Raw genomic sequence first — 15,588 nt, forward strand, 5'->3', positions numbered from 1 at the left:
AGCGGCCGCCACGAAACGTGCCTGTTCGCACGCGATGCGCACGCATCGAAGGGGCGTGGGCGGATGTCGATCAGTAACGATCCCGCTTCGTGCAACAGGACTCTTGACGACCCTGCGAACAGGAAGCAAGACTCCCGTCCATCGGTCGGCATTGTCGAACACCTACCGGCAATAAGCGCTAGAGTGTGACAACGCCACGGGCCGGCATCGCTCTCACCCCCGAGGGCGCGGACCACCGGAGGGACCCGGGGTTCGCCTTCCCCTGGACGAAGGACAAAGGAGTCGCGGGTGTCCAGCTCCGACATCTTCATCGGCGAGACCATCGGTACCGCCATACTCATCCTGCTCGGCGGCGGCGTGTGCGCCGCCGTGACACTGAAGGCCTCCAAGGCCCGTAACGCCGGTTGGCTCGCCATCACGTTCGGGTGGGGTTTCGCCGTTCTGACGGCGGTCTACACCTCCGCACCGCTCTCCGGTGCCCACCTGAACCCGGCCGTGACCCTCGCACTCGCCATCAAGACCGGCGACTGGAGCAACCTCCCGGTCTACTGGGCAGGACAGCTGCTCGGTGCGATGATCGGTGCGACGCTGGTGTGGGTCGCCTACGCGGGCCAGTTCCAGGCCCACCTCACCGACAAGGAGATCGTGGGCGGGCCGGGCGCGCAGGCCACCACCGCGAAGGCGGTCGAGGCCCAGGAAAAGGGCGCCGGCCCCGTGCTCGGCGTCTTCTCCACCGGCCCGGAGATCCGGAACACGGTGCAGAACCTCGCCACGGAGATCATCGGCACGATCGTGCTGGTGCTCGCGGTCCTCACGCAGGGCCTCAATGACAAGGGCAACGGTCTGGGCACCCTGGGCGCCCTGATCACCTCGCTGGTCGTGGTCTCGATCGGCCTCTCCCTGGGCGGACCGACGGGCTACGCGATCAACCCGGCCCGTGACCTCGGTCCGCGTATCGTGCACGCCCTCCTCCCCCTGCCCAACAAGGGCGGCTCCGACTGGGGCTACGCCTGGATCCCGGTCGTCGGTCCACTGATCGGCGCGGCGATCGCCGCAGGCATCTACAACGTCGCTTTTGCTTGAGATCGAGTGAGCTGTACAAGGCTCCGCACATCAGCACCGCGCCGTAAAGACAGCCCCTTTTAACCATGGAACTCCAGGAGCACACCGTGACCGACGCACACACCGCCGGCCCCTTCATCGCCGCCATCGACCAGGGCACGACCTCTTCGCGCTGCATCATCTTCGACCGGGACGGCCGGATCGTCTCCGTCGACCAGAAGGAGCACGAGCAGATCTTCCCGAAGCCGGGCTGGGTGGAGCACAACGCCTCCGAGATCTGGACCAACGTCCAGGAGGTCGTGGCCGGAGCCGTCGAGAAGGCCGGCATCACCAGAGACGACATCAAGGCCATCGGCATCACCAACCAGCGCGAGACCACCGTGCTGTGGGACAAGAACACCGGTGAGCCCGTCCACAACGCCATCGTCTGGCAGGACACCCGCACCGACGCGCTCTGCAAGGAGCTCGGCCGCAACGTGGGCCAGGACCGCTTCCGCCGCGAGACCGGCCTGCCGCTGGCCTCGTACTTCGCGGGTCCCAAGGCCCGCTGGCTGCTCGACAACGTCGAGGGCCTGCGCGAGCGTGCCGAGGCCGGCGACATCCTCTTCGGCACCATGGACACCTGGGTCATCTGGAACCTGACCGGTGGTGTCGACGGGGGCCGCCACGTCACCGACGTGACCAACGCCTCCCGCACCCTGCTGATGAACCTGCACACCATGCAGTGGGACGACAAGATCGCCGAGTCCATCGGCGTCCCGCTCGCGATGCTGCCCGAGATCCGCTCCTCCGCCGAGGTCTACGGCGAGATCACGGGCGGACGCCTCGGCGAGCTGCTCGGCGGCATCCCGGTGGCCTCCGCGCTCGGCGACCAGCAGGCGGCCCTGTTCGGCCAGACCTGCTTCTCCGAGGGCGAGACCAAGTCGACCTACGGCACCGGCACCTTCATGGTGATGAACACCGGTGACAAGATCATCAACTCCTACTCGGGCCTGCTGACCACGGTCGGCTACCAGATCGGTGACGACAAGCCGGTCTACGCCCTGGAGGGCTCGATCGCCGTCACCGGCTCCCTGGTGCAGTGGATGCGGGACCAGATGGGCCTGATCAAGACCGCCGCCGAGATCGAGACCCTCGCGCTCTCGGTCGAGGACAACGGCGGCGCCTACTTCGTACCGGCCTTCTCCGGTCTGTTCGCCCCGTACTGGCGCTCCGACGCCCGCGGTGTGATCGCCGGTCTGACCCGGTACGTCACCAAGGCGCACCTCGCGCGCGCCGTCCTGGAGGCCACCGCCTGGCAGACGCGGGAGATCGCCGACGCCATGACCAAGGACTCGGGTGTCGAGCTGGCGACCCTCAAGGTCGACGGCGGCATGACCTCCAACAACCTGCTGATGCAGACGCTCTCGGACGTCCTGGACGCGCCGGTGGTGCGCCCGATGGTCGCCGAGACCACCTGCCTCGGCGCCGCCTACGCCGCCGGCCTGGCCGTCGGCTTCTGGACCAGCACCGACGACCTGCGCGCCAACTGGCGGCGGGCCGCCGAGTGGACGCCCCACATGGACGCGGAGACCCGCGACCGTGAGTACAAGAACTGGCTCAAGGCCGTCGAGCGGACCATGGGCTGGATCGAGCACGAGGAGTAATTCACGATGACCACCCTGCAGAGTGTTCCGGCTCTGGGGACCCACCCGGCCTACGGCTCCAACCCGAGCCGTGCCGAGACCCGCGAGCAGTTGTCCAGGGCGACCTACGACCTCCTGGTGATCGGCGGCGGGATCCTGGGCATCTCCACGGCCTGGCATGCCGCGCAGTCGGGCCTCAGGGTGGCGCTGGTGGACGCCGGCGACTTCGCCGGCGCCACCTCCTCCGCCTCCTCCAAGCTGCTCCACGGCGGTCTGCGCTACCTGCAGACCGGTGCGGTGAAGCTGGTGGCGGAGAACCACTTCGAGCGCCGTGCGGTCTCCCGTCAGGTGGCCCCCCACCTGGCGAACCCGCTCACGTTCTACCTCCCCGTGTACAAGGGCGGGCCGCACGGCGCGGCGAAGCTCGGGGCGGGCGTGTTCGCCTACTCCGCGCTGTCGGCGTTCGGCGACGGCATAGGTCACCTGCTGTCGCCGGCCAAGGCGGCACAGGACGTGCCGGAGCTGCGCACCGAGAACCTCAAGGCCGTGGCCGTGTACGGCGACGACCAGATGAACGACGCGCGCATGGCGCTGATGACGGTCCGCGCGGCCGTCGACGCGGGCGCCGTCGTCCTCAACCACGCCGAGGTCACCGGCCTGAGGTTCACCAAGGGCCGGGTCACCGGCGCCGAGCTGCGCGACCGGGTCTCGGGCGAGGAGTTCGGCGTGGACGCGCGGCTGGTGCTGAACGCGACCGGGCCGTGGGTCGACCACCTGCGCCGTATGGAGGACCCGAACGCGGCGCCGTCCATCCGGCTGTCCAAGGGCGTGCACCTGGTCCTCAAGCGCACCTCCCCCTGGAAGGCGGCGCTGGCGACCCCGATCGACAAGTACCGCATCACCTTCGCCCTCCCGTGGGAGGACATGCTGCTGCTCGGCACGACCGACGAGGAGTACGAGGGCGACCCGGCCGAGGTGGCGGTCAACGAGAAGGACATCGCCCAGATCCTGGACGAGGCCGCCTTCTCCGTCCGCGACCAGCAGCTGCGGCGGGAGCTGATCACCTACTCGTTCGCCGGCCTCAGGGTGCTGCCGGGCGGTCCCGGCGACACCGCCAAGGCCAAGCGGGAGACCGTGGTGACCGAGGGCAAGGGCGGCATGCTGTCCGTCGCGGGCGGCAAGTGGACGACGTTCCGGCACATCGGCCGTACGGTCATGCAGAAGCTGGAGTCGCTGCCGGGTCACCCGCTGGGCGACGACTTCGAGCCGATCTCCTCGCTGCCGAAGAAGCTGCCGCTGCCGGGCATCGCCAACCCGCGCGCGGTTGCGCACCGGCTCGTCGTGGACGGCCCGGCGCCCGGCCCGCGCATGGCGCCCGACACGGCCAAGCACCTGGCGACCCACTACGGTTCGCTGGCCTTCGACATCGCCCGGCTGGCCAACGACAATCCGGAGCTGGGCGAGCGCGTCCACCCGGACGCCCCGGAGATCTGGGCGCAGGTCGTCTATGCCCGGGACCACGAGTGGGCCGAGACGGTGGACGACGTGCTGCGCCGCCGCACCACCCTGACGATCCGCGGCCTGGCCACGGACGAGGTGCGCGGCAAGGTGCAGGACCTGCTGGACAAGAAGTAGGTCTGAAGCAGGTCCAGGGTCTTTCGTTCGGATCAGGCCGGATCAGGGAGCGGGGCGGTGCGTGCCCGGCCCCGCGAGCCCGGCGTGATCCGAACGAGAGGCCCTTGGTCAGGACCCACCGGGTCCCACACAGCGAGGGGCGGCTTCCCGCACGGAGCCGCCCCTTTCGTGTGCGCGCTTCCGGTGCGCGACTGCTGTGCGCGACTCCGGGGTGCGTACGGTGTTCGTACATCCGTACCACTGGAGTCGCCGCATGACGCAGGAGCTGTCCCCCATCGCCCGCATCCGACGCACCGGGTTGCCGCCGTACGCCGTGGTCGTGGGCGACCCGGCGCGCGCGGCGACCGTCGCCGCGCTGCTGGAGGGGGCCGAGGAGGTCTCCTACCACCGCGAGTACCGGGTGTTCACCGGGAGCTGGAAGGGCCTGCCGGTCACGGTCGCCTCGCACGGGGTGGGTGCGCCGGGCGCGGTCCTGCTGTTCCAGGAGCTGGCGGACGCAGGGATCCACACCGTCCTGCGGTTCGGCACGGCGGGCGCGATGAGGCCAAAGATCGGAGACGGCGACCTGGTGATCGCGGAGGCGGCCGTGCGCGACGACGGGGTCACCCAGCAGTTGCTGCCGCCGGAGTACCCGGCGGTGGCCGCGCCCGAGGCGGTCTTCGCCCTCCAGCGCGCGGCGCGCGAGGCGGGGGTGCCGCACCACCGGGGGATCGTCTGGACGAGGGCGGCGTTCCAGCCGGGCCTGATCCCGCTCGACGCCTATGACAGGGCGGGTCTGGTGGCGATCGAGATGGAGCTGTCCGCGCTGCTGGTGACCGCCTCGCTGCGCGGGCTGGTCGCGGGCGGGGTGCTCGTGGTGGACGGCGTCAACGCCGACGAACTCGTCGACGAGGCGTCCCCCTTCTCGGCGGGCGCCTACGACCCGCACCGCGAGGTCGTCGCCCGGGGCGTGGAGCGCGGCGCGGTGGTCTCGCTGGAGGCGCTGCGACTGCTGGCGGAGGGGCGGGCGGGATGAGCGAGCCCGTGGATCTGCTGGTGCACGGCGGTGACGTCCTGACGGTCGACGACGCCGGAAGCGTGGTCCGGGAGGGAGCCGTCGCCGTCCGGGACGGGGAGATCATCGCGGTCGGGCCCGCCGGGGAGCTGCGGGCCCGGTACGCGGCGGAGGAGGAGATCGACGCCGGGGGCTGTCTGGTCCTGCCGGGCCTGGTCAACGCCCATACGCACCTGGCGATGACGCTGCTGCGGGGCAGCGCCGACGACGTCACCCTGCAGGGCTTCCTGGAGCGCGTGCTGCGCCGGGAGGCCGAGCTGCTGTCGCCGGAACACGTGGCGGCGGGGGTGCGGGCGGCCGTCGCCGAGAGCGTACGGGCCGGGGTGACCTCGGCGCTCGACATGTACTGGTTCCACGAGGCGGCCGAGCGAGTGGCGCAGGAGGCGGGCTGGCGGCTGCTGGCCGGGCCCACCTTCATGGACGTCGCGGGCTCCCCGGACGGCAGGGCCTACGGGGAGCGCATGGAGTGGGCGCGCCGGGACCTGGCGGCGCGCAGCGGGGAGCGGCCGGGGTTCCGGCCGGTCGTGTTCGCGCACTCCGCCTACACCGTGAGCCCGGATCAGCTGACCGGGATCGCCGCGCTGGCGCGGGAGTTCGGGGCGCTGCTGCACCTGCACGCCGCGGAGAACGCGACGGAGGTCGCCACCGTCGAGGCGCGGTACGGCAGGCGGCCGGTGGAGCTGCTGGACTCGCTCGGTGTGCTCGGCCCCGATGTGCTGCTCGCACACGCCGTCGATCTGACCGGCCCGGAGATCGCCGCGCTGGCCGGAAGCGGGACGGCGGTCGCGCACTGTCCGGTGTCCAACCTCAAGCTGGGCTGCGGGATCGCGCCGGTGCCGCGGCTGCTGGACGCGGGTGTGACCGTCGGGCTCGGCACGGACGGGGCGGTCAGCTCCAACACGCTGGACGTGTTCGACGCGATGCGGCAGGCGGCACTGGTGCACAAGGCGGCCGGTGACCCCACCGCGGTGGATGCCGAACAGGCGGTGCGGATGGCGACGATCGAGGGCGCCCGCGCGCTGGGGCTCGGGGATCGGCTGGGCTCACTGGAGGCAGGCAAGCGGGCCGACCTGCTCGTGCTCGACCTCGGCCGGCCGCATCTGCGTCCCCGGCACGACGTGTGGTCCACGCTCGCGTACGCGGCGCACTCCGCGGATGTGCGGGACACGGTCGTCGACGGGCGGATCCTGATGCGGGACCGGGTGCTGACAACGCTCGACGAGGCGGCGGCGCTGGCGGAGCTGGAGGCGGTGGGCTGAGCGTCCGCGGAGAGCCCACGGAGAGCCGCGGAGAGCCCCCGGCGGGCGGCCCACGGCGAGCGGCCCACGGCGAGCGGCTTCCTGTGTTTCCCGGGGTGACATGGGAAATCCTGGTTCCGTTCGGCCCTTGGACCCCATAATGACGCCGAGACATCGGATGTCTGAGCACCTGGAGGCACGTCATGGCGGTCACCGACGAGGCGATCGAGAAGATCAAGGAAATGATCGTCTCCGGTGCGCTGCGCCCGGGCGACCGCCTGCCCAAGGAGAGCGAGCTGGCCGCGGAGCTGGGGCTGTCCCGCAACTCCCTGCGCGAGGCCGTGCGTGCCCTGTCGCTGATCCGCATCCTGGACGTGCGGCAGGGCGACGGCACGTATGTCACGAGCCTGGACCCCCAGTTGCTGCTGGAGGCGATGAGCTTCGTCGTGGACTTCCACCGCGACGACACCGTGCTGGAGTTCCTCGCGGTGCGCCGCATCCTGGAGCCGGCCGCGACGGCCATGGCGGCCTCCCGCATCGGCGAGCAGCAACTGGACGCGCTGACCGCCCAGTTGGACAAGTTGGGCCCCGAACCCTCCGTGGAGGAGCTGGTCGCCTCCGATCTGGAGTTCCACCGGGGGATCGTGCAGAGCTCCGGCAACTCGGTGCTGTGCTCCCTGCTGGACGGCCTGTCCGGGCCCACCACCCGGGCCCGTGTCTGGCGCGGCCTCACCCAGGAGGACGCGGTCGGCCGCACCCTGCGCGAGCACCGCGCGATCCTCGGCGCCCTGCGCGACCGCGACGCCGAGGCGGCCCGCTCCTGGGCGACCGTGCACATCGCGTCCGTCGAGCAGTGGCTGCGCTCGACCTTGTGAGGCCCCACGGTGTGAGCCACCCGTGCGGCGTGCCGGACCGGTAGGCGATCATGGGTGTTCGACGGCCCCGGACGGGGCAGTCATCCGTTCACTCCCCCGTGGCAGGGGACTGCGGGCGTCCCCGCCGAACGCCGTAAGGTTGGGGCGTACGTGAGGGCACGTCGGAAGGAGGCGCTGGGTGATCGAGCTCGAGGGGGTTCCCGAGCTGATCGACCCGGTCATGGTGGCCGCGTTCGAGGGCTGGAACGATGCCGGCGACGCCGCCTCCACCGCGGTCGCGCATCTGGACAGGGAATGGAAGGGCGAGGTCTTCGCGGCGCTGGACGCCGAGGACTACTACGACTTCCAGGTGAACCGCCCCACAGTGTTCATGGAGGCCGGGGTCCGCAAGATCACCTGGCCCACGACCCGGCTCTCGGTGGTCCGCGTCGGCGGTGAGAAGCCCCGCGACCTGGTGCTGGTCCGCGGCATCGAACCGTCGATGCGCTGGCGCTCGTTCTGCAACGAGCTGCTGGGCTTCGCCCACGAACTGGGCGTGGAACTGGTGGTGATCCTCGGCGCCCTGCTCGGCGACACCCCGCACACGCGTCCGGTCCCGATCAGCGGGACCACGTCCGACCCGGACCTGGCCCGCCGGATGGACCTGGAGGAGACGAAGTACGAGGGCCCCACGGGCATCGTGGGCGTCCTGCAGGAGGCGTGCACGCACGCGGGCGTGCCGGCCGTGTCGCTGTGGGCGGCGGTCCCGCACTACGTGTCGCAGCCGCCGAACCCGAAGGCCACGCTGGCCCTCCTCAACCGGCTGGAGGACCTCCTCGACCTGCGTATCCCGCTCGGCGAACTGCCGGAGGACGCGCGCGCCTGGCAGCTCGGCGTGGACCAGCTGGCCGCCGAGGACAGCGAGGTCGCCGAGTACGTGCAGACGCTGGAGGAGGCCCGGGACACCGCCGAGCTGCCGGAGGCGTCCGGCGAGGCGATCGCCCGCGAGTTCGAGCGGTATCTGCGGCGCCGGGACGTCAGCCCGCCCGGCGGGCACGCCACCGCGGACGGCGGCGAGGGCGGCCCGTTCCTCAAGGACAACCCCGGCGGTCGTCCGCGTCCGCCGAAGCCGCCGCGGCCGGGCGGCGAGGACGAGGACTCACCGGAGGAGTGAGCGGGGCCGGTGCGCTGCTGCGCACCGGCCCCGCTCCATACCGGCAGAAGGGGCTCAGAGAGCCACGCCGAGCAGCGCGTCCACGGCCCGCGACACGACACCGGGCGCCCCGGTGTCCGTGCCGCCGCTCTCCTGCTGGAGCGTGACCCAGCGGTCGACCGCGGCGAGCGCGGAGGGTGCGTCGAGGTCGTTCGCGAGGGCGTCGCGGATCTCCTCGACGAGCGCGTCGGCGGACGGGCCGTCGGGCCGGGAGACGGCGGCGCGCCAGCGGCCGAGCCGTGCCACGGCGTCCTGGAGGACCTGGTCGGTCCACTCCCAGTCGGACCGGTAGTGGTGGGCGTGCAGTGCGAGCCGGATGGCGGCCGGGTCGACGCCGTCGCGGCGGAGCCGGGAGACGAAGACGAGGTTGCCCTTGGACTTGGACATCTTCTCGCCGTCCAGGGCGACCATGCCGGCGTGGACGTACGCCTTGGCCATGGGGAACTCGCCGGTCAGCACCTGGGCGTGCGAGGCGCCCATCTCGTGGTGCGGGAAGGCGAGGTCGGAGCCGCCGCCCTGGACGTCGAAGCCCATGCCCAGGTGGTCCAGGGCGATGGCCACGCACTCGATGTGCCAGCCGGGGCGGCCGCGGCCGAGCGAGCCGCCGTCCCAGCTGGGCTCGCCGTCGCGGGCGGCCATCCACAGCATCGGGTCGAGCGGGTTCTTCTTCCCGGGCCGGTCGGGGTCGCCGCCGCGCTCCGCGGAGAGCAGGCGCATCGCGGCGGCGTCCAGGCGGGAGACCTTGCCGAAGTCGGGGTCGGACTCGACGGAGAAGTAGACGTCCCCTTCCAGTTCGTACGCGGCTCCGAGGTCCCGAAGGCGCTCGACCAGCGGGACGATGCCGGGTATCGCCTCCACGGCGCCTATGTAGTGCCGCGGGGGCAGCATCCGGAGGGCGGTCATGTCCTCGCGGAACAGGGTGGTCTCCCGCTCGGCGAGAGCCACCCAGTCGACGCTGTCGCGCTGGGCGCGCTCGAGGAGGGGGTCGTCGACGTCGGTGACGTTCTGGACGTAGTGGACCTGGCGCTTGGTGTCGAGCCACACGCGCTGAACGAGGTCGAACGCGTTGTAGGTCGCCGCGTGACCCATGTGGGTCGCGTCGTACGGGGTGATCCCGCAGACGTAGATACGGGCGACGGGACCGGGGTCGAGGGTGACGAGGCCGCCGGTCGCGGTGTCGTGGATCCTCAGGTCGCGGCCCTGACCAGGCAGGGCGGGGACCTCGGAAGCGGGCCAGGCATGCATGTCATGAGCGTAACCGGCGGGAAGTTCTGTCCACGAACCGGATCGGGCGGAGGGGCGGCGAATGACCGGGAAGACGCTCTTGCGGGAGCCCGGCCGGTGTGCATGCCCGGCCCTGCGCGGCTGCGGGCGCTCGTGCCTCCCCCAAGAGCCTTGACCGGCCGGGGGACCCCCGGGGCGGCACGGGTGGGCACCGGGGGCACCCCTTGCTCGAAGAGCTCGGGGAGGCACCCCGTCAGCGCCGGGTTGCGCGACCTGCCCCCGCCCGGCCCCAGCCCACGGCGGCTTCTGCACCGGCGGCCACTAGACAGGCGGCCAGGGAATCGCCGGCCACTCCCCGCTCGGCTCCGGGTGCCGGCCCGACTCCAGCAGCGCCTCCACCCGCGCCCGCGTCGCCCGGACCTCCGCAGGAGTGATCAGTGCCGCCAGGCGGGTGGCAAGGGCGGCCCCTTCGGAGAGGCCGTCCTTCAGCCCCTTCAGCACCTCCACCGCCTCCCCCGTCAGCGGCTCCCCCGCCCATCCCCACAGCAGCGTCCGCAGCTTGTTCTCGACGTTGAACGTGACCCCGTGGTCGATCCCGTACAACCGCCCCTCGGCCGCCGGCAGCAGATGGCCTCCCTTGCGGTCCGCGTTGTTGATGACCGCGTCCAGGACGGCGAGCCGCCGCAGCCGCTCGTCGTCGGCGTGCACGAGCAGCGCCGTCTCGCCGTCGCCGACCTCCGCGAGACCGATCGCCTTCCAGCCCGGCTCGGGCTCCTCGCCGTCCACCAGGGCGAGGAGCTCGCCGTCGGGCACGACCTCCACCCACAGCTGGCACATGCCCTCGCCGTACGGGCCGTCGCGCAGCACGGTGGGCGGCACGAGCCCCCAGCCGGTCGCCTCCGACACCTCGTACGCGGCGACCTCGCGCTGGGCGAGCGTCCCGTCCGGGAAGTCCCACAGGGGCCGCTCCCCTGCGACGGGCTTGTAGACGCAGGTGGCTTCCCGTCCGTTGTAGGAGACCGTGCAGTACAGCGCCGCGTTGGACGCGTCGCGGATGCGGCCGCGCACGGTCAGCTCGCCCTCGGCGAGCAGTTCGGCCGTGGTCACGCTCCGCGGCGGTATCCGTTCTGGCGCGGACATACGTGTCCTTCCGGGTCGAGCGGGAGGCTGCACAGCGGGCACGGCGGCCGCCCGGCGTTGACGACGTCGAGTGCGCGCTTGGCGAAGGCTCTGGCCTGCGCGCCGGTGAGCCGGACCCGGAGCATCGGCGGACCGTTCTCCTCGTCCTGCAGCAGCCGCTCCTCGGCCTCGGCGAGGTCCTCCTCGGAATCGGCGTCCAGCTCGACGAGGGCCTGGGCCTCGACGATCATGCGCTGTTCCTCGGCGTCCCAGGCGAGCGCCATGGTGCCGACCCGGAACTCCTCCTCGATGGGGGTCTCCAGGGGCGCCGTGTCGGCGATCTCCGCGGGGGCCACGGCCGGGACGGCGGCGCTGCCGCCGCTGCGCCGCACGACCTCGTCGAGCAGTTCGTCCATGCGCTCGGCGAGCGCCGCGACCTGGGTCTTCTCCAGGGCTACGCTGGTCACCCGAGGTCCGGCCGAGGCCTGCAGGAAGAAGGTACGGCGCCCGGGCAGCCCGACCGTACCGGCCACGAAGCGGTCCGGGGGGTCGTAGAGGAACACCTGACGGGACACGTCCTGTCTCCATTGGATCGGGTCGGGACCGGCGGACCGCGCCGGTCCTGTGGGGTTGCTGACAACTACGCTGAACAACTACTGCGCTCGTTCGACCGCTTCACCCTACTGCGCTCGACGATCACGGTGCGCCCGCACCGCCCCCGACCGTGGCGTCCGGATCCGAGGCTTCCGGACGCGGCACGAGGGAGGAGAAATCGCCGGTGTCGCCGAGACGAACGAGAAATGGCCGCAGCCGGGTGTAACGGATCGCAGTGATGGAACACGGTTCCACGGAGATCCGCTGGAAGAGGTCGAGATGAAGTCCGAGTGCGTCCGCGACGAGAGACTTGATGACGTCGCCGTGCGAGCACATGAGGTAGACGGCGTCGGCGCCGTGGTCGCGCTCCACGCGCGCGTTCCACTCCCGTACGGCCTCCGCGGCGCGGGTCGCCATCGCCCGCATCGACTCGCCGCCGGGGAACGCGGCCGCCGACGGGTGCGCCTGGACGACCTCCATCAGCGGCTCGTCCTTCAGCTCGGCGAGCTTGCGGCCGGACCAGTCGCCGTAGTGGCACTCGCCGATCCGGTCGTCGGTGTGGGCGCGCAGTTCGGGACGGGCGTCGAGGAGCGGCTGGACGGTCTCCTGGCAGCGCTGCAGGGGGCTGGTGACGACTTCGGCGATCGGCAGCTCGGCGAGCCGCCCGGGCAGGGCCGCGGCCTGCGCGGCGCCGCGTTCGTCGAGAGCTACGCCGGGCGTCCAGCCGGCGAGGAGCCCCGCGGTGTTGGCGGTGGAACGTCCGTGCCGGACGAGGAGCAACGTGGGCATGACGACCAGCCTAGGTCTTGTCGTCAAACGCCCGTCGGTGCCCGGGTACCAGTGAGAGGAGAGTGGGCTCCGTGATCGTCGACTGCGCCGTCTACCGCGACGGGCGCCGCAACGAGGGCAACGAGGGGCCGGATGACCTCTCCACCGCGCTGGACCAGGCGCGCGCCTCGTCGGACACGTTCTTGTGGGTCGGCCTGTACGAGCCGACGGAGGACGAGTTCGAGCTGGTCACCAAGGAGTTCGGGCTGCATCCGCTGGCCGTGGAGGACGCCCTGAAGGCGCACCAGCGGCCCAAGCTGGAGGTGTACGAGGACTCGCTGTTCATGGTGCTCAAGCCGGTGTCGTACGAGCCGGACAGCGACACCGTCTCCACCGGCGAGCTGATGGTGTTCCTCGGCGACTCGTTCGTGGTGACCGTTCGCCACGGTGTGGACATGCCGCTCGGGCAGGTCCGCCGTCATCTGGAGCAGCAGCCTGAGATGCTGCGGCACGGGCCCACCGGGGTGCTGTACTCGATCACGGACTCGATCGTCGACCACTACCTGGAGGTGGCGACCGAGCTGGGCACCGATCTGGAGGAGCTGGAGGCGGAGGTCTTCTCGCCGTCCGTCGGAGGCTCGCGGCACACGGCGTCCCGGATCTACGCCTTCAAACGGCAGGTCCTGGAGTTCCGGCGGGCGACGGTGCCGCTGGGACCGCCGACGGCCCGGCTGGCGGGGCAGGGCGCGTACGGTGCGGCGGTGCCGTTCGTGCAGGAGAAGTCGCGGCCCTTCTTCCGGGACGTCAACGACCATCTGACCCGGGTGAACGAGTCGGTGGAGGGCCTGGACCGGCTGGTGTCGGACATCCTGTCGGCGCATCTGGCGCAGATGAGCGTGCGGCAGAACGACGACATGCGGAAGATCTCGGCGTGGGCGGCGATGGCCGCCGTGCCGACGATGATCGCGGGGATCTACGGCATGAACTTCGACCACATGCCGGAGCTCCACTGGGTGTGGTCCTACCCTGCCGTGATCGTGATCATGGCAGTGCTCGAGGTGCTGCTGTACCGGCTGTTCAAGCGGCGGGGCTGGTTGTAGCCGGACCGCCGAGCGCGTCGCGGCGCTCGGGCGTCCGCAGGGTCACCATGCGCCGGTGGCCGACGAGCCGCTCGTAGACGTAGACGAGGCGGATCACGGTCGCGAGCAGCGCCGGCCTCGCTCCGGACCAGCCGAGGATGCGTGCCATGTGGGCCATGACCGCGAGGCTGACGTCCCGGTGGCCGCGGATCTCGGCCAGTGCGTACGCGCGCAGGGTGCGCCGGATGAACCGGCCGTGTCCGGCGGCGGCGAGGCGCAGCAGTTCCTCGTGGGTGTACGCAAGGTGGTTGTCCTCGTCGTCGGCGATCATTTGGACGGCCCGGCCGATGTCCGGGTGGTCCCCGAAGTGCTTGCGCAGCATCAGCATCTGCTCGGCTGCGCGCTGTTCGGTGACCCGGCTGTGCGCCAGGTAGACGATGACGTCGCGCACGGTGAGCGGCTGGTCCGCCTTGAGCCTCGCGTGCGCGAGACCGATGCCCCGGCGCTCCAGGAGCATCGTGTAGTCGGTCTCCGGGGGCACCGGTACGGGTTGCAGGCGGCGCTTCTTGAGCAGGGCGTGGAAGATGCGTCCGTGCTTTTCCTCGTCCGCGCCGTGGCGGGAGATCTTGGGGGCGAGCGCGCGTTCGCTCTCCGGCACCAGCTGGGCGATGCGCCCGTTCTCCCAGCCGCCCTGCGCCTCCCCGCCGGCCGCGATGGAGCAGAACAGCCGGAACGACTCGTCGTTGTCGAGGATCTCTTGGAACAGGCTCTTGGCCGACAGCATGGGCGCACCTCTCTGCAGGACCCGCGACGATCGAGTCACAACGAGTCAAATGGGGCCCTGGAGGTGCTGCAACAGCTGCGCGGGAGCTACTCGGCCGAAAGGAGGAGGAGGCGGGCTGGGTCGGGCCGTAACCGCGCGGGCGGCCGAGCGTTGTTCCCGGTGACGGCCGTGGCGGGGAAGACCCCCCGAGCCCCCACCACGGCCGCAGAGACCTCTTCGCCTGCTGCCCGCTACGCGAGCCCGGCCCGCTCCAGGGCCTCCGTCCCGGCCCGGAGCCCTGCGATCCTCTCCTCGAGGGTGAAGCCCGCCGGTGCCAGGCTGAGCGTGGTGACGCCGGCCGCGGCGTAGGCCTTCATGCGGTCGGCGATCCGGTCGACGGAGCCGAGGAGGGTGGTCCGGTCGATCAGCTCGTGCGGGATCGCGGCCGCCGCGCCCTGCTTGTCGCCGGACAGGTACTTCTCCTGGACCTCGGCGGCGGCCTTCTCGTAGCCCATGCGCTGGGCGAGCTGGTTGTAGAAGTTCTGCTTGGGGCTGCCCATGCCGCCGACGTACAGGGCCGTGTAGGGGCGGAAGGTGTCGGCGAGCGCGGTCACGTCCTTGTCGTCGCCGACGGCGAGCGGGACCGTGGGGCAGACGTCGAAGCCGTCGAGGGTCTTGCCGGCCTTCTCCCGGCCGGCCCTCAGGTACTTGATCGCGGTGTCCTCGAGATGGTCGGCGGAGGGGAAGATCAGCAGGGCGCCGTCGGCGATCTCGCCGGTCTGCTCCAGGTTCTTCGGGCCGATGGCGGCGATGTAGAGCGGGATGTGCTCGCGCTGCGGGTGCACGGTCAGCTTGATCGGCTTGCCGGGTCCGCCGGGCAGCGGCAGCGTCCAGTGCTCGCCCTCGTACGTCAGCCGCTCACGGGTCATCGCCTTCCGTACGATCTCCACGTACTCGCGCGTGCGGGCGAGCGGCTTGTCGAACTTGACGCCGTACCAGCCCTCGGAGACCTGCGGCCCCGACACGCCGAGGCCGAGACGGAAGCGGCCGCCGGACAGGGAGTCGAGGGTGGCGGCGGTCATCGCGGTCATCGCGGGCTGGCGCGCCGGGATCTGGAAGATGGCGGAGCCGACGTCGATGCGCTCGGTCTTGGCGGCGACCCAGGACAGCACGGTGGCCGCGTCGGAGCCGTACGCCTCGGCGGCCCAGCACACCGCGTATCCGAGCCGGTCGGCCTCCTGGGCCACGGCGAGGTTGTCCGCGTCCATTCCGGCGCCCCAGTAGCCGAGGTTGATCCCGAGCTGCATGGCCCATTCCCCTTACCGATCAGTAACGTCCCTTGGTGCCCGACCTTAGCGTG

At 71.3% G+C, this 15,588-nt stretch carries 14 protein-coding genes; 8 read left to right on the top strand and 6 right to left on the bottom strand.

Annotation, left to right across the window (positions count from 1 at the left end; translation table 11 throughout):
• The first annotated feature begins 288 nt into the window (after positions 1 to 288).
• The 7 genes from SY2F82_RS24635 (at position 289) to SY2F82_RS24665 (ending at position 8,642) form a co-directional block, all read left to right on the top strand.
• A complete protein-coding gene (locus SY2F82_RS24635) occupies positions 289 to 1,083 on the top strand; it encodes an MIP/aquaporin family protein (RefSeq protein WP_200421346.1) in 795 nt (264 codons plus the stop codon).
• Between the two features lie 86 nt (positions 1,084 to 1,169).
• Positions 1,170 to 2,708 (top strand): glycerol kinase GlpK, encoded by a 1,539-nt coding sequence (glpK, locus tag SY2F82_RS24640; RefSeq protein ID WP_200421347.1) that lies wholly within the window; start codon positions 1,170 to 1,172, stop codon positions 2,706 to 2,708.
• A gap of 6 nt (positions 2,709 to 2,714) precedes the next feature.
• The gene (locus SY2F82_RS24645; RefSeq protein ID WP_200421348.1) at positions 2,715 to 4,322 is read left to right on the top strand and encodes a glycerol-3-phosphate dehydrogenase/oxidase; all 1,608 of its coding nucleotides are present in this window, start codon (positions 2,715 to 2,717) and stop codon (positions 4,320 to 4,322) included.
• 253 nt (positions 4,323 to 4,575) lie between these two features.
• Entirely contained in the window at positions 4,576 to 5,337 is a 762-nt protein-coding gene (locus SY2F82_RS24650; protein WP_200421349.1) for a nucleoside phosphorylase, read from the top strand.
• Positions 5,334 to 6,635, top strand: coding sequence for an amidohydrolase (locus tag SY2F82_RS24655; protein WP_200421350.1), 1,302 nt, complete (start codon positions 5,334 to 5,336; stop codon positions 6,633 to 6,635). The genes SY2F82_RS24650 and SY2F82_RS24655 overlap by 4 nt, the downstream gene beginning before the upstream one ends.
• Positions 6,636 to 6,817: 182 nt before the next feature.
• A complete protein-coding gene (locus SY2F82_RS24660) occupies positions 6,818 to 7,489 on the top strand; it encodes a FadR/GntR family transcriptional regulator (RefSeq protein ID WP_200421351.1) in 672 nt (223 codons plus the stop codon).
• A gap of 178 nt (positions 7,490 to 7,667) precedes the next feature.
• Positions 7,668 to 8,642, top strand: coding sequence for a PAC2 family protein (locus SY2F82_RS24665; RefSeq protein ID WP_200421352.1), 975 nt, complete (start codon positions 7,668 to 7,670; stop codon positions 8,640 to 8,642).
• A gap of 54 nt (positions 8,643 to 8,696) precedes the next feature.
• Here SY2F82_RS24665 and mshC read toward each other — a convergent pair whose 3' ends face one another.
• The 4 genes from mshC to SY2F82_RS24685 all read right to left on the bottom strand — a co-directional run bounded on the left by mshC (position 8,697) and on the right by SY2F82_RS24685 (position 12,407).
• Positions 8,697 to 9,926 carry a cysteine--1-D-myo-inosityl 2-amino-2-deoxy-alpha-D-glucopyranoside ligase gene (gene mshC / locus SY2F82_RS24670; protein ID WP_200421353.1) on the bottom strand — a complete coding sequence of 410 codons (1,230 nt, stop codon included), beginning with the start codon at positions 9,924 to 9,926 and terminating at the stop codon, positions 8,697 to 8,699.
• A gap of 300 nt (positions 9,927 to 10,226) precedes the next feature.
• Positions 10,227 to 11,045: an SCO1664 family protein gene (locus SY2F82_RS24675; protein WP_200421354.1), complete on the bottom strand. Its 819-nt coding sequence runs from the start codon at positions 11,043 to 11,045 to the stop codon at positions 10,227 to 10,229.
• A complete protein-coding gene (locus SY2F82_RS24680) occupies positions 11,009 to 11,599 on the bottom strand; it encodes a DUF3090 domain-containing protein (RefSeq protein WP_200421355.1) in 591 nt (196 codons plus the stop codon). Before SY2F82_RS24680 ends, SY2F82_RS24675 begins: the two co-directional genes overlap by 37 nt.
• Before the next feature lie 121 nt (positions 11,600 to 11,720).
• Positions 11,721 to 12,407 carry a histidine phosphatase family protein gene (locus SY2F82_RS24685; protein ID WP_200421356.1) on the bottom strand — a complete coding sequence of 229 codons (687 nt, stop codon included), beginning with the start codon at positions 12,405 to 12,407 and terminating at the stop codon, positions 11,721 to 11,723.
• A 71-nt stretch (positions 12,408 to 12,478) separates the two neighbouring features.
• On the opposite strand from SY2F82_RS24685, the gene corA reads away from it, so the two are divergent.
• Positions 12,479 to 13,486: a magnesium/cobalt transporter CorA gene (gene corA, locus SY2F82_RS24690; protein WP_200421357.1), complete on the top strand. Its 1,008-nt coding sequence runs from the start codon at positions 12,479 to 12,481 to the stop codon at positions 13,484 to 13,486.
• Here corA and SY2F82_RS24695 read toward each other — a convergent pair.
• Both SY2F82_RS24695 and SY2F82_RS24700 read right to left on the bottom strand, forming a co-directional pair.
• Positions 13,464 to 14,249 carry a ferritin-like domain-containing protein gene (locus SY2F82_RS24695; RefSeq protein ID WP_200421358.1) on the bottom strand — a complete coding sequence of 262 codons (786 nt, stop codon included), beginning with the start codon at positions 14,247 to 14,249 and terminating at the stop codon, positions 13,464 to 13,466. The genes corA and SY2F82_RS24695 overlap by 23 nt on opposite strands.
• Positions 14,250 to 14,479: 230 nt before the next feature.
• The gene (locus SY2F82_RS24700) at positions 14,480 to 15,535 is read right to left on the bottom strand and encodes an LLM class F420-dependent oxidoreductase (protein ID WP_200421359.1); all 1,056 of its coding nucleotides are present in this window, start codon (positions 15,533 to 15,535) and stop codon (positions 14,480 to 14,482) included.
• Positions 15,536 to 15,588 lie beyond the last annotated feature (53 nt).

Source organism: Streptomyces sp. Y2F8-2, assembly GCF_014905555.1.
Taxonomy (GTDB): Bacteria; Actinomycetota; Actinomycetes; order Streptomycetales; family Streptomycetaceae; genus Streptomyces; species Streptomyces cynarae.